The organism is Solibacillus sp. FSL K6-1523, from assembly GCF_038005225.1.
Classification (GTDB): domain Bacteria; phylum Bacillota; class Bacilli; order Bacillales_A; family Planococcaceae; genus Solibacillus.
In genome coordinates, this window is sequence record NZ_JBBOSU010000001.1 from 1,597,308 (window position 1) to 1,610,999 (window position 13,692).

General features: G+C 33.0%; 15 protein-coding genes and 2 pseudogenes. 14 read left to right on the forward strand and 3 right to left on the reverse strand.

Going from position 1 to position 13,692, the window contains the following annotated elements; genetic code table 11:
• Positions 1 to 122: 122 nt before the first annotated feature.
• Together MHI10_RS07445 and MHI10_RS07450 are read left to right on the forward strand one after the other, a co-directional pair.
• The gene (locus tag MHI10_RS07445; RefSeq protein ID WP_340784340.1) at positions 123 to 560 is read left to right on the forward strand and encodes an SMI1/KNR4 family protein; all 438 of its coding nucleotides are present in this window, start codon (positions 123 to 125) and stop codon (positions 558 to 560) included.
• 952 nt (positions 561 to 1,512) lie between these two features.
• Positions 1,513 to 1,872, forward strand: a complete 360-nt coding sequence (locus MHI10_RS07450; RefSeq protein ID WP_340784341.1) for a hypothetical protein — start codon at positions 1,513 to 1,515, stop codon at positions 1,870 to 1,872.
• A 335-nt stretch (positions 1,873 to 2,207) separates the two neighbouring features.
• On the opposite strand, the pseudogene MHI10_RS21400 reads toward MHI10_RS07450, so the two are convergent.
• Positions 2,208 to 2,332, reverse strand: a pseudogene (locus MHI10_RS21400) (ISL3 family transposase); the annotation flags it as partial.
• A complete protein-coding gene (locus MHI10_RS07455) occupies positions 2,287 to 2,559 on the reverse strand; it encodes a hypothetical protein (protein WP_340784343.1) in 273 nt (90 codons plus the stop codon). The gene MHI10_RS07455 and the pseudogene MHI10_RS21400, both read right to left, overlap by 46 nt.
• A 365-nt stretch (positions 2,560 to 2,924) precedes the next feature.
• Here MHI10_RS07455 and MHI10_RS07460 point away from each other — a divergent pair, with 365 nt between their 5' ends.
• From MHI10_RS07460 to MHI10_RS07480, 5 genes are all read left to right on the forward strand, one after another.
• Positions 2,925 to 3,461, forward strand: a complete 537-nt coding sequence (locus MHI10_RS07460) for a hypothetical protein (protein ID WP_340784344.1) — start codon at positions 2,925 to 2,927, stop codon at positions 3,459 to 3,461.
• A gap of 484 nt (positions 3,462 to 3,945) precedes the next feature.
• Positions 3,946 to 4,749: an IS4 family transposase gene (locus MHI10_RS07465; RefSeq protein ID WP_445683179.1), complete on the forward strand. Its 804-nt coding sequence runs from the start codon at positions 3,946 to 3,948 to the stop codon at positions 4,747 to 4,749.
• Positions 4,750 to 5,310: 561 nt separating this feature from the next.
• A complete protein-coding gene (locus MHI10_RS07470) occupies positions 5,311 to 5,601 on the forward strand; it encodes a hypothetical protein (protein ID WP_340784347.1) in 291 nt (96 codons plus the stop codon).
• A 200-nt stretch (positions 5,602 to 5,801) separates the two neighbouring features.
• Complete coding sequence (locus MHI10_RS07475; RefSeq protein WP_340784348.1) at positions 5,802 to 6,995, forward strand: hypothetical protein; 1,194 nt, start codon at positions 5,802 to 5,804, stop codon at positions 6,993 to 6,995.
• Positions 6,996 to 7,048: 53 nt separating this feature from the next.
• Positions 7,049 to 7,672, forward strand: coding sequence for an Imm43 family immunity protein (locus tag MHI10_RS07480; protein ID WP_340784349.1), 624 nt, complete (start codon positions 7,049 to 7,051; stop codon positions 7,670 to 7,672).
• A gap of 140 nt (positions 7,673 to 7,812) precedes the next feature.
• On the opposite strand, the gene MHI10_RS07485 is transcribed toward MHI10_RS07480, so the two are convergent.
• The gene (locus MHI10_RS07485; RefSeq protein WP_340789169.1) at positions 7,813 to 8,181 is read right to left on the reverse strand and encodes a hypothetical protein; all 369 of its coding nucleotides are present in this window, start codon (positions 8,179 to 8,181) and stop codon (positions 7,813 to 7,815) included.
• Positions 8,182 to 8,260: 79 nt separating this feature from the next.
• Here MHI10_RS07485 and MHI10_RS07490 point away from each other — a divergent pair, with 79 nt between their 5' ends.
• From MHI10_RS07490 to MHI10_RS21405, 7 genes and pseudogenes are all read left to right on the forward strand, one after another.
• Positions 8,261 to 9,790 carry an RHS repeat-associated core domain-containing protein gene (locus MHI10_RS07490; RefSeq protein WP_340784350.1) on the forward strand — a complete coding sequence of 510 codons (1,530 nt, stop codon included), beginning with the start codon at positions 8,261 to 8,263 and terminating at the stop codon, positions 9,788 to 9,790.
• Positions 9,791 to 9,879: 89 nt separating this feature from the next.
• Complete coding sequence (locus MHI10_RS07495) at positions 9,880 to 10,260, forward strand: hypothetical protein (protein ID WP_340784353.1); 381 nt, start codon at positions 9,880 to 9,882, stop codon at positions 10,258 to 10,260.
• Between the two features lie 330 nt (positions 10,261 to 10,590).
• A complete protein-coding gene (locus MHI10_RS07500) occupies positions 10,591 to 11,472 on the forward strand; it encodes a hypothetical protein (RefSeq protein WP_340784354.1) in 882 nt (293 codons plus the stop codon).
• A 222-nt stretch (positions 11,473 to 11,694) separates the two neighbouring features.
• Positions 11,695 to 12,063: a hypothetical protein gene (locus MHI10_RS07505; protein ID WP_340784357.1), complete on the forward strand. Its 369-nt coding sequence runs from the start codon at positions 11,695 to 11,697 to the stop codon at positions 12,061 to 12,063.
• Positions 12,064 to 12,373: 310 nt separating this feature from the next.
• Positions 12,374 to 12,565, forward strand: a complete 192-nt coding sequence (locus MHI10_RS07510) for an Imm51 family immunity protein (RefSeq protein ID WP_340784358.1) — start codon at positions 12,374 to 12,376, stop codon at positions 12,563 to 12,565.
• 175 nt (positions 12,566 to 12,740) lie between these two features.
• Entirely contained in the window at positions 12,741 to 13,175 is a 435-nt protein-coding gene (locus tag MHI10_RS07515) for a hypothetical protein (RefSeq protein WP_340784359.1), read from the forward strand.
• A gap of 127 nt (positions 13,176 to 13,302) precedes the next feature.
• A pseudogene (locus MHI10_RS21405) lies at positions 13,303 to 13,425 on the forward strand (RHS repeat-associated core domain-containing protein); the annotation flags it as partial.
• Between the last annotated feature and the right edge of the window lie 267 nt (positions 13,426 to 13,692).

The following is a 13,692-nucleotide window of genomic DNA, read 5'->3' on the forward strand; positions in this document are numbered from 1 at the left end:
CAGAAGAGGAAGTATGAGATATACCTTGTCATAGGGCTTTATAAAATTATTAATTGAGTATTTGTTAAATCGAATAAATGTTCAAGTTGGATATCGGGGGTAAAAAAAGGAGTTAAGGAAAAATGAGAGAAGAACTAATGAAAAGAATAGAATGTTTTCTTGAAAAACATCCTGAATTAAAAGGAGTACCTGCCACGCCTAAAGAGATTACGAAAGCAGAGGAAGAACTTCAAATAAAGCTAGATGATGATTATAAAGAATTTATTAAGCGATTTGGAGGCTCTTATGCAGGAATAGCAGTTCATGCATTTTCTAATGGTTCATCCATGGGGAATGAAACTATTATTAATTTGACGAATTGGTGTAGAGAATCATTTGAAGGGGATGAATTTTCTCCTGAAATTAACGAAAGCTTAATTTTTTCTGATGATGGTTCAGGTAATCCGATAGCAATAAATGCTAACGGGGAAGTCGTAATATACTATCATGAGTCAGCAGATAAAGAGATGTTATCTGAGTCTTTCGGGAAATTTATCGAGGAGAATTTTGCTGATTGGTAATTTACTAATTACTCCGACTAATTAAATTAAATTTCAGATAACATTATACCTTAATGAAATAGCCAGTTAATAATTACCCGAAACACATGTAAGAGGTATTAACAGCCTACCCCCTACATGTGTTTTTTGTATTAGAAAATGAGTTGTTTTGTTGTGTATTTAGTGAACATCACCAACTAGTATGGGATTTTATAATTATTAGGTATAATCTAGTCACTTGTGATGGATTCGCCCCATTAGCTAAAATCACGAGTGAAGTTAACTACAGTTTTAGCAGTGATTATCTAAGGACGCTGTCGAAGCCTATGATGAAGAAGGTAGTAGGTTTTGGTCTGCAGAGCTTGATATTTACGGGCGTGTGAAAGCATCTACAGGTGGACAAGACTTTATTCCATTCCGTTGTCAAGGGCAGTGGCAGTATGAAGATGTGGAAATAGGTTTGTTTTATAACCGATTCAGATACTACGACCCAGAGCAAGAAAATTATACTCTGTAAGATCCTATTGGACTTGCGGGTGGGAATCCTACGCTTTATGGATATGCAAATGATACAAATAATTGGGTTGATATATTCGGGTTAAGTGGAGAAACAGTATATCAGCTACTTAATAAGCAAAAAAAGTTATCTATTATAGATTAGAAGAGCTACTTTAATAAGGATGGCAGAGCATACGGCTAACAAAGGAGTTTCCATTAATGTAGAAATGTCGGCGGGAAATCTTACGCATGATCAAGCAAGCTCAATAGAAGGTGCTTTAATTAGAAAGAAATTGGGGGAAATGGAGGGAAATATGATTTTACTGACTCTATTGAAGATCAGCTTAGTAAATCTGATTTATTAAATAAGAAAGGAGGAAAGGTTAAATAAAGATGAATTTCAGGAGCTCCATTAATAGATTTTGCAGATAAAATGTTTGATAAACCTAAAAAATACAATGTAGGAGATGAGAAAGTGAGAATTTTTGGAGTTAAAGCTGAAGATAATGATGCAGCGGAAATAGAAAATGCCCGATACATTAATCTAGCAATTGAAGAAATCAATAAAAGCAATGAATGGTTAAAGAGTACGGATAAACCCTATCAAGTAATGCTAACACATATTGAAATTTTATTAATACTCGCAAGGAGATTTCCAGTAAATGCAAACCTATTGATTAAACAATACCAAACAAAAGAATGGAACGAAACATTTAACGAATGGTTTAATAGATGTGAAAGAAAAATACCTTCTAAATTTAGAGGAGGTATCAAAGAAAATGCTGATGAACTCTTCGATGAATTAGGGAAGTATGGTAATAATTTACGTTATTAAATTTGCTTTTTATATAAATCTATCGGTCAAAAGAGGTGCATTGTGAACATTAGACATTGAAATTATGGATGCCAATCATTTATTACAATGTGTGGTAAACGAGTTAAAGGATGTACAAGTCATAGATGAAAACATTGATAATTTAGTAGCATAGGTTTTTAATCAGAAAGTTTAGTTCGAATTGACAAGATTACAAGTGAGAGCAGCTATAATATCAATTTTGGTCAATTAGGTAATCCTGTCTAAAAAGTTATTAAAGAGTTGGTTGGATTAAAACATATCATAAATTTTATTGTTTGAAGTGGGCTCTTTTCCAAATTTCGGGGTTGACACACTTAACGACTTGTTTCCAAACGTAAACGAGGGGAAAGGCGGTCATCAATTCGGAGCAAAATCCACGCCTTTTGATGAGTTTTATTTTATTATTTGTGTCTTCCATAATGCCGTTTGAGAAAGGTGAATGGTTGTATCTACAATCGCTAAAATGCGTCCTGTTTCAGCGTTTAAGGTACATATCGTATAGTTATACACTTTGCGTAAAGCGAATTGATCCAAGCAAACATGTTTGGTACGTTCTTCAGCTAACAGATCCAATACATACAGATAAAACCAGCATTCAACTGTTGTATAGGGAAGTGCATATTCACGTGCGACTTCCGCAATGGAGTGCCCATGACAACGTTTCATGATTTCACGACGAAAGAATTCAGGCGAGGAATGGACAAGCCCTAATCCATAATCAAATGTGAAGGTAAATCTACAATTTTTACAACGTTGCCGAGGTACAAATAGTTCATTTCAAAGAACCCCGATACGCCAAGTATAACCGTGGCGAAAATGTCGTAGAGAACGGTCATGACAAACTGTAGCCCCTTGGGAAATCGGACAAGTAATTGTATGGGGCGAAAACTCTTATCGTGGTTTGTCTTAGCAATAATTACGATACATGAGTTTTCGCTTTTATTCTATACATTATTGGGGAATTGTAGAATTATTAGTAGGGCAACTCCAAGTGATGGTGATGAGTCAATAAAACAAAGCGGGGGATTAATATGGATATATTTAAAATTGGGAATGATTTTGATTACTTTGATTTGACTTTTATTGATGAAAAAGACGTGGGACTTTTTTCGACTTTTAAAGGACAGAAAATTACTTTAAAATGGAAAGAAGATATTTTTGCTATATCAAAAGATAATTTACAAAAAAATGAGCTTTTAGAGTTTGATTCACGTTGTTTTGGTTCTACTCTAATTATGAAAAAAAAATTTGAAAATCTATTTATGAAATTACTCTCAAATGAGATTGAAATGTTTCCAGTAAGAATAAAAAATATACCGGAGGATTTCATATATATAAATGTTCTTAAAGTAATTCCTGCTATTGATTTTAATGGTTTAGATCCCCAACAATCTCTTAGTATGCTAAGAAATAAAGACATTAAGTTCAATCTAAACGAAATATCTAATCAAATTCTTTTTAGAGATGTTAAAATCAATTATTATTACAGTACTCAAAAGTTTATTGATTTTATTGAAAGTAATAAAATTAAAGGTTTATCTTTTGAGAAAGTTGGGGTAGCAATATAAATATAAAGGAATAAACATTACTGCCTGAATAATTATTGTACCAATTTCCCATTAAGACCTCTCAAATATAAATATATTCTTCCCGTTGTTTGTGAGGTACTTCAATAGCTTTGATTAATTAGCTGAATGGTTCATCTACGGAATGCAAACAATGCAAAGGAAAAATTAGAGATGTTTTCTTGGTATTAAGATCAGAAGTACGAAGGTCAGAGTTCTTTGAATAAAAATAATATCTACAAGTAGAATTTTAGTTATACATCGTAATACTAGATAGATGGTACTTGCGGATATATATATACATAGGTAAGAAGGCACTTTTAACACTTCTTTATCTATGTTTTTTTGTGTTAGAGAGGAAGCACGTAATTAATTATCTATCCACGCTTGTTGATTATCTAATTTTTACCAATAAAATTCAATAAAAAAGAGAGATTCCATGTAAAATGTAAGTTACCACACAAACTTTTACGAGGAGGAATCTCTCATGGTTAAGAATACCACGATTTTCACGTTACTTCAAAATTTTATTTCTCAGGAAGAAATCGATGGGATTCTCGCTGAATTTAGTTTTGAAGATACGGCTCGTAAATGTGATGTACCAACGCTTTTAAACTATTTAGTTGGCGCTGCGACATTTGAATGGAAAAGCCTACGTTACGCAGCTGATGTGGCGACAGAGAAGGGCTTGAAATCAGTGGATTATTCCACGCTTTCCAAACGTTTAGGCGAACTAAATTATCTGATCGTCAAACGAATTTTTGAGTTGATTGTTAGTCGATTAAATCGAGCAGCTAGACGCAAATTGAAACTCAAAAAAGAGCTAATGGCTATTGATTCCACAACGATTACAGTCGGAAAAAACCGCTTACCATGGGCGCTGTACCATGGCGAACGCTCGGGCATTAAATTGCACGTCAGTTTCACAAATCATACAGGAATGCCCCTCCAAGTGGTTGAAACAACAGGCTTGAAAAACGATGGACCCATTGGCGTCAAGTTAGAAGATAAGCGTTTTGTCCTTGTCGCAGACCGTGCTTACTTTTCGATTGATAAGGCAGATTGTTATGCAACAACGAAACAGGATTTTGTCATTCGTTTAAAGGATAATATCCAATTAAACCGGAAAAAATCATTAAAAAGAACATCCGTTGCAGGCTCGAACATTGTCGCAGATTTTACGTGTACACTTGGTACGTCACAAAACAAACAAAGAAACGCCACCGTGTTGTTGAGTTTACCGATTATGAAGGCGCCATTGTACGTGTTGTCACAAATCTTCGTGATGTGACGGCCGAAGAAATCGCCGGCATGTACAAAGAACGAGGGTAATTGAATCTTTTTTTCGCTGGATTAAACAGAACTTAAATGTGCCTGTGTTATTTGGCACGACCAAAAATGCGGTATTTAGTCAGCTTTTTGCGGCACTCATCGCCTATGTGTTACTCAAGTTTTTACATACGGAAGGACAGAAGAAAACGAACTGTAAACGCCTATCTTTCGCTGGTTTCACACGCCAGCTTCTTTGCGCTACCCTGCCAATCGAATGGCGGATTGGACTCAAAGAGATACTCGATTTTCATCATGGATTATACCAAGTGAAAATTGGATAAGTTTGGTTAATCAACGCGTGTGTTATCTATCAAAAGTATGGTCAACGAGTTCACAACTGTGCGAACTTACTATGGCGATGAATTCAGCAACCTAGTCTGGTCCAATCAAGGCAAGCCATTGGATTTCCTATACGGTAGTGTCGATGATGTTGGGAATTTGTATGAAACGAAAGACAAGAAGGATTGTATCTACGGTGCTGGCAGCAGATTACTCGAAATGAGTGAAGCCAAATTGTTGTATGATGAAGAAGGAATCTCGTTCAGAAAGTCGAAGAGAATGGGAACATGTGGAAGTACAATTATTATGGAGATGGGATAGTGATACAAATAGTTCACTTAATCCATTTGACTTATGGACCTATTATCAGCTTAAAGATGCGACAAGTAAAATAATTTGCCACGGTATTACGGACAATTTTAAGGAACGAATGAAGGACCATGCTTTAGGAAGAGGTAATACAAAATTAAAAAGATTTAGTCAAGTAAGCTATGAAGATAATTTATCAAATAGACGAGCAGACGAGCTGTAAGAAACCTTTAGGGTTAAGCGTTGTTTCATGCATTTGTTCAGTTAAAGATATTTGAAAATGCAAAGAAGAGTAATTCCAGGATATTATCATGCTCTCACCCTGACAAACTAAGTGATTGAACACTTTTAAGTCAAATTTAAATAGATGAAGTAATGAAAAAAAGGAACCACGGTATCAGTGGATAAGAAAGGGTAAATTAAATGTCCAGGATGAAATATGGTGAAGAAATATTAGGTATCATTGAGGAGTTAGTGACTACATCACCAACAAATGCTATATCCTTAATAAAGAAAATAGAAGAAGAGTTACGCCAGGGGATTGGTGTTGATAAAGAGGCATTTTTTTCAAATCCAACTATAACTAAAAGGTTAATAAAAATTGGGAGGAAGTATGAAGATGATGACAACGTTTTAGAAGAGGTTATAAGAACCGTAATAACTATTTCTGAGAGATTTAATATTAAAACGCAAAACTTATATGATTTCTTATTTAATTATATCGAATCTAAGAATAATAAAATAAAATATGTTATTGCGTCATGTTTTCCTTTTTTAACGCAATTTAATGATTTCAATGAAAAGTGGGGTTATATACTATCAATTCCAAAGATTCTTCCAAAAAATGAATCTATACACATATTTCGAAAGGTTATTGAACAGAGAATAGATGAAATTCCAAGTGAACTTAGGAAGAATGTAATTAAAACGATGGAAAGTTTCGTTTTTCGGATAGAGAATGAAACTGTAAATGATGGTATCTTTGAACAGTATATGACTATTATAAATAAGTTAAGATTTGACAAGTATAATGAAGAAATGCTAGGGATTATTGGTGAATTAGAAACTACATCATTAACAAATGTATTACCTCTAATAAAGAAAGTAGAAAGAGAGGTTAGGCAAGAGATCGGTATCGATTCAAAGGCATTTTTTTTAAATCCAACTATAACTAAAAGGTTAATAAAAATTGGACAGAAGTATAATGATAATGACAAAATTTTAGAAGAGGCTATTAGAACTGTCACAACTATTTCTGTGAGGTTCGATGTTAAAACGCAAAACGTATATGATTTCTTGATTAGCTATATCGAATCTAAAAATAATAAAATAAAACTTGTATTAGCTTCGTGTGTGCCTTTATTACCGCAATTTGATTATTACGAAAAAAAATGGGATTATGTACTATCGATTCCAACTATTCCACCTAAAAAAGAATCAATGGATATATTTCGACGGGTTATCAAGAGGAAAATAGATGAAGTTCCAAGTGAGCAAAAAGAAAATATAATTACAATAATGGAAAATTTCACGAACAAAGAAAATCTTCATAGTGTTGTCCGTGAATATTACATTGAGGTTATAGAACAGTTAAGAAGGACTGATAATTCAATATAAGTTAATACTCAATGTATAAATCAGTGTAAATGCAGGAGATTGGGGTAATTAATTTGAAAAAGTATATGATTATAAATGACAAACATACAGCGCCAATATTTTTAAATGGGGTATTGCATGAACATTTTGATGAGACAATGTTTAATGAAGGAATGGGGTATAGTTGGAATCGTCCACTTTTTAACAAAGATGAATTCCCGAAAGAGCTGTGGCTTATCACAACAAGTAAAATCGAGTTTGATTATTACAGAAACTTTTTGGGTCATATAGTTGAAGAACGTTTTTTAAATCTAATAGTTGAGTCGAATTCGTTGCAAGATTATGTGATAGCAAGATTAAATATAGTTGATCCAAAAGGAAAGCCAAAAGTAAAGAAAAATTATTATTTTATTAAGTATTATAATAATATTTCTCTAGTGGACTATGATAAATCGGAATATATCTCTAGAGAAGTACCTAAAAATAAGATATTTAAATCAGAGGGGGTATTTGTTGAAAAATACCAAAAAGTTGTTTTTAAAGACATTGATTTAGATGTGTTGTGCTTAAAGGATTTAAAATTAAGTTTATATATGTTTTGCTCAGAAAAATTTATGCATCAATGCATTGCCTTAAATTTAAAAGGGTTTAACTTTATTGAATTAGATGAGGTAGCAACATATATAAACTCTCGTTAAAGCAATAGTACGGTAATTATAATTCATGGCCCAGGAGCCTTACTCATAAAAATTATTAAGATTTTAAAGTAGGGAGAATTAAGCAATTGCAGTAATTCAATAAGTAGGACGAAATAACACACCTGCATTTGAAAGCTCGGTTAAAGATTTAGACCGAATTCATTAGTAGGTGTTTTTGGTTCATCACCCAATAAAGGGGATGACAAATTCAAAGACCAGTTCCAAACGTAAACATAGGAAAAGCCATTTATTATTTCGGTAGCTAAATCCACGGCTTTGAGAAGCTTGATTTTATTATTTTTGCTTTCCGTGAAGCTGTTTAAGAAAGGGGAAATGATTGTATTGCACATCCCTTTTTCATGGGGAATCACCTTTTTGGTAATCATTGAAACGAACGCTCTTTTGTATGAAGTTGAAAACGCTTCAATCAGAAATTTGAGCGTATTTTTCACCTGAGTTTCTGTAGTAGCCTTTTGCACATAATGTATATGATTTAATGCCTGATGAATATGTTTTGTTTGATAGCCTTCCTGTACCTATTCAAGTACAAAACCACATTTCTATTCCGTTACTTCTTCGGATTTTGTAATGCTTTGTACAAACATCGATGTTGAACGAAATTCAATGGGAAATGTCTCGCAGATTATCGCTTCTCGCGCAGACCAAGCACAATGGACAGCCGCAATGCAGTACAACGAACTCGGTCAAGAAATTGAGCGAATCTTACCTGGGAATGTTATCAGCCAATGGCAATACGACATAACCGGTAGACCAACAAACCATCGAATTAGTAGCCAAAACCGACATACACGCAGACGCGTTTACCAATGGGATGTCAATCATCGCTTAAAAGGCATAGTCAACGAGTTAACCGCGGGTCGGACAACTTATGGCTATGATGAATTTAGCAACCTCGTCTGGTCGAATCAAGGCAATCGATTTGATTTCTTGCACCGCAATGTCGATAATGTCGGGAATTTGTATGAAACGAAAGAAAAGACTGATCGCGTTTATGGCGCTAGAAGTAGACTATTTGAAACAAGAGATGCCAAATTTTCTTATGATGAAGAAGGAAAACTCGTTCGAAAGATCGAAAAGAATGGGGATACGTGGAAGTACGAGAATTATGGCAATGGGATGATGTCGAAAGTCATCAGACCAGATCAGACGGAAGTTACTTTCAAATATGATCCGATGGGTAGGCGGGTAGAAAAGCGTTCTTATGAAAAAACAATACAATTCGTGTGGGATGGGAATACGATTTTACATGAGTATTTCTCGCATAATGATTCGGAAGAGTTTGAAGAAATAGCTAAATATTCTTCACAGAACAACTCAGAAATACCGGATAATATAGTTATAAGGGTGTTTAATGATGGGTTCGTACCATCTGCTAAAATTACGAGTAAAGGTAATTTTAGTATTATAAGTGACTATCTTGGCACGCCTGTCGAAGCTTATGATGAAGAGGGGAAAAAGGTATGGTCAGCTGAGCTTGATATTTATGGACGAGTGAATGAATTTACAGGTGAACAAGACTTTATTCCATTCCGTTATCAAGGGCAGTATGAAGATGCGGAAATTGGATTGTATTATAACCGATTCCGATATTACGATCCAGAGCAAGGGAATTATACGCAGATAGACCCGATTGGGCTTGCGGGTGGAAATCCGACTTTATATGGATATGTCCAAAATCCTTTATTCGTAGTCGATCCATTTGGATTAGATCGTACTGAATTAAATAAAAATTTAGGTGGTACTATAGGTGATGGAATGGAAGCACTTCATCTTATTCCTAAAGAGATATGGAGAAAGCATCAGACAATGTTTGATTATTTAGGAATGGGTATGGATCTAAAATCCAATGGAATCTTATTACCTAGTAGTAATTCACTTCGAATGCAAATGGGAACAGAAGTTTATCATCGTGGCTCTCATCTTAAATATAGCAAGTATGTTAATAGTCGAGTGAATAAAATAGAAAGTAAATGGAGCGCAGGGATAAATGATAATGCGACTATAAAAAGATTGGAAAAGCTGCAAAATAGATTAAAAGGTAAGATAAAAGCAGGGGAGGTTCCAAGGGAGAAAATATCCTGTCACAAACTTGGATAGAGGCAGTCACATTGTAAATAATTGTTACAAAAATTATGCAATTATTAATTAACAACCAAATTAAATAAGAAATTAAAAGGAGTAATAATATGAAAAAGGATTTAAATGATTATATTTATGAATTAGAGAAATTAATTAATATAGCTAATCAAAATAAAGACAAATATACTTTCCAAGATCCAGCATATGAAATTATGGATGAGATAGAAGAACTGAGTAATTCATTTGATTTTGTAGAGCCTATTCTTCTATTAATTGAAAGAAGTCCAGACATTGATTTTGGAGGTCCCGGGCCATTTGGAACTTTCTTGGAAAAGTTTTATCGTAATGGTTATGAAGAGATGTTAATAAAATCATTACAGCGTGGCTCTAAAAAGTATACGATTTTCTTGTTAGAACGATTGTGTAATGATGAAACAAATCCGAACAGAAAAGAATATAGTTCTTTATTAAATTCTTTGAAGAATTAAGATGGAGATTCTTAATTGGGATATGTTTCGTTCATCGTACTTTAGATTGCTTTTTCTGAAAAAGAAACTGATGACGATAAGTAAGATAAATAATGATGATGAACTTGTTGGAAAATTTATTGATTACTTGTATGGTTAGATTTCATGACTCCTAGCCCTTGTTCCCCAAGGGTTTAGAGACATCAAAAAGGAAGCACCTCCCAGGTCTAGTATAATGATAGTCGACCAAAAAACTTTGTTTGTATATTAAACAGAGGGATTATGAAATAGATTCAGGTGGAAAAAAACAATAAATGTAATTCAAATGCCTTACCCTAGGAGTGATATATAGTGGAAGATTTGGTGACTGTGGAAACAGACTTTGGTAAATATCAAATATACGTTCAAAGATCGCCTTTTATAGACCCTATTATAATAGGGAAAATTGGAAGTGGGGAAATAGATGGGCTTGCTATTAGGATTAATGGTAATTTCTTGTCGAATGTTGACTTTTTAAAGCAACTGCCCAATATAAAATATTTAGATTTGGGTAAGAATAATATAAGTGATTTAAGCTCTATTGAAGATTTAAATCTAAATGAATTAGAGTATCTAAACTTTAGGGGAAGTCTTGAAGGGAAATTAGACTTATCTTCGTTATCAAAACTCCAAGATTTACTTGTTTTATATGATAAAAAAATTAAAAACCTTTTTACTTGTACAAATTTAAAACGATTAGTTATTCATCACTATAAAAATAAAAACAATAATGTTGAAGAGTTTAAAGTTCTGGGAAGGTTGGAAACATTGGAAATATGGTCATCGCCTATTAAAGATATTGCTGACCTACAAGGGTTAAGGTCTTTAAGGAGAGTTGAATTACGGTATCTACCAAAATTAGAATCAATTAGCGGAATTGAAAATAATACTTCTATTAAAGAGTTATGGATTCAAAATTGTAAAAAGGTTAATGATTGGGAGGTTCTAGGAACATTATCAAATTTGAAAGTTTTAACTATAGAGGCCTGTGGAAATATACCATCATTGCATTTTTTAGATAAGTTAGAGTCTCTAGAATCTATAAGATTGGTTTCAAACACATTTATAGAAGATGGAAAATTGTCATGGTTGATTAATAAGAAAAGTATGAAGTATTTTAATACGCCAATAGAAAACCACTATGATATTAGCATTGAAGCCCTTAGCAAATTTAATAACTTTGGGATAAGGTAAGCGAATTTGATGCTTTCCTTGAAAAATTGCTACATGACTATAATTCTTCCTATCCGTGTAAACAGGGAGAATAGCCTCAACATTTTAATTGAACGGAAAATATTGAGGCTATTTTATGAAAAGTTATTTTTCAAAAAGAGGTTTTACAAAATCGGATGAAGTATAGTCTTGATGTGTGAATGCTAAGATCCACAAAATGTCATTAATATTTTGGAGGTAGTTATGAAAATATTTAGTACAGCACCAGAAGGCAATGAAGCAGCCGAATTAGAGAATGCTCATTACATAAAATTGGCCATTAAAAAAATTGATGAGAGTAAGGAATGGCTAGAGAATTCAAATAAGCCTTACCAAGCAATGCTTACCCATGTTGACATTTTACTAATGTTCGCAAAAAAATTCCCTGTAAATGTGAACTTGCTTCTTAAAAAAGAAAAAATCTTTGAATGGAAGTCTACCTTTGACGCTTGGTATGAAAGGTGTAATAAAAAAATTCCTTCAAAATATAGAGAAGGAATTAAAGCAAATGCCGATGAGCTTTTTGATGAATTGATACAAAGTCGTACAATTAAAAAGTCGTTGAAAGGTTAGTAGAATATTTAAACAAAAAATGCAGGGTATTTCTACTTTCAATAATTATCTTTCTCTTTGAAATGATTTGAATTCAAATTGAATAAATTAATAAGTGGAGACTAACCAGGCAATTCTGTTTTATCTCCGCTTATTTTTAATAGATATGTACTATTTCATATCCCTATTGTTAATAATCATTTTTGGATTGATATTCAAACAGAAGAAATTTAATAAATGGATTATGAAGAAAATTATTGTCTGAGGATGCAATCGTTGCAGATCCTTCATATTTGCAAGCACATTTATGAAAAACTAGAGTAAATACTCCTTGGCGCTTGTTTTTCTTGAAGAAAAAATGCCGGAATTAAAAGGTATTGTCAATTTTGATTCCGAAGCAAGTATGTTTTGTGCATATTCCTTTGATAAAGAAGCATTAGGGCAGTATGCAATTTCGTTTAAAAACATGTGTGAAGATGATGTTACTAGTAAGGATTTATTTTCACGGTCAGAATTGGATTGAATATTTTCCTTTCAGAAGAGGAAGCGCAAAATATAGCTTGTGTTAGAACTCTATTAGGTTTCAAATTTAACAGTTGTTATATCGAAACCATGTGATTTTTAAAAAATGAAATATGTATAGTGAAAAGACAGAAAAGAAATTGCAAAGTCATTATAAATGTAAAGGATAGATCAATATGAGCAGCTATTATGACAATGAATTATTTGAACACCTAACAACTATAGGAATTGCAAAGTTTACTGTAATTACAACCCCAGATAACTATATTGAGTGCATAAATAAAAAATTCCCTTTTAAAGATGGAAAAGTTGATTTTGTTGGTTTGAAAAATAAGCGATATGTCGAATCAGATCAGAATAGTATTTCTATGGACGTGGTGAATTTTGTAAGTACGTTAATCCAAGATAACGTTTGTACGAAAAATGAAAGAATAGTCTATGTGGGGGATAGTTTAACTGACAATGAGTATGAATTTTATTTATATGATTTGTTAAAGATTCTACCTTATTTAGTAAATGAAATACCTCAACACCATTATTTTCTTTTCAATGATAGCATGAAGCTAATTAATGTGTCATTTGAAAATGAAATACAATTTGGGATTTTGTAATATAGAGAACATAAGAGATATTTGGTTTTCATAGATCAAAAAATATTAGTGGTTATACTATATAACAATAATTAAATCATCCGTTTTCAATAAATGGATAGTTTAATCGTGTAAAAATACAACAGTTGAAACAGGATTGTACTATAACCGATTCAGATATTACGACTCAGAGCAAGGGAACTATACTCAAATAGATCCAATTGGGCTTGCAGGGAATACCCCTTCTATATGGATCTGTAAAAAATCCTAATGTTGAGTTAGACATATTTGGATTAGCACCTTGGAAAAATGGTGAATTTAATGAATGGTTTAATAAAGCTACCTCAGAGCAAGTCTCTCAACATATTCAATCTGTTAGAAGTGCACCTCGAAATGGAGGAGGTTTTCATTAGATGTTTCCAGTAGCAATTACTGTAAAAGCAAGGGAATTAGGATTTACAGCAGAGGAGTTGTTGGAAATGGTTCCTCTAAATGGTAATTGAAAGGTGCTAAGACTAAAAGGGAAGCATTTGAAATA

Bases quoted from the DNA above. Each gene is read 5' to 3' on its own strand.
- MHI10_RS07470 (WP_340784347.1), top strand. From the start codon at position 5,311: ATGATGAAGAAGGAATCTCGTTCAGAAAGTCGAAGAGAATGGGAACAT.
- MHI10_RS07460 (WP_340784344.1), top strand. From the start codon at position 2,925: ATGGATATATTTAAAATTGGGAATGATTTTGATTACTTTGATTTGACT.
- MHI10_RS07495 (WP_340784353.1), top strand. From the start codon at position 9,880: ATGAAAAAGGATTTAAATGATTATATTTATGAATTAGAGAAATTAATT.
- MHI10_RS07475 (WP_340784348.1), top strand. From the start codon at position 5,802: ATGTCCAGGATGAAATATGGTGAAGAAATATTAGGTATCATTGAGGAG.
- MHI10_RS07445 (WP_340784340.1), top strand. From the start codon at position 123: ATGAGAGAAGAACTAATGAAAAGAATAGAATGTTTTCTTGAAAAACAT.
- MHI10_RS07490 (WP_340784350.1), top strand. From the start codon at position 8,261: ATGCTTTGTACAAACATCGATGTTGAACGAAATTCAATGGGAAATGTC.
- MHI10_RS07505 (WP_340784357.1), top strand. From the start codon at position 11,695: ATGAAAATATTTAGTACAGCACCAGAAGGCAATGAAGCAGCCGAATTA.
- MHI10_RS07465 (WP_445683179.1), top strand. From the start codon at position 3,946: ATGGTTAAGAATACCACGATTTTCACGTTACTTCAAAATTTTATTTCT.
- MHI10_RS07455 (WP_340784343.1), bottom strand. From the start codon at position 2,559: ATGAAACGTTGTCATGGGCACTCCATTGCGGAAGTCGCACGTGAATAT.
- MHI10_RS07515 (WP_340784359.1), top strand. From the start codon at position 12,741: ATGAGCAGCTATTATGACAATGAATTATTTGAACACCTAACAACTATA.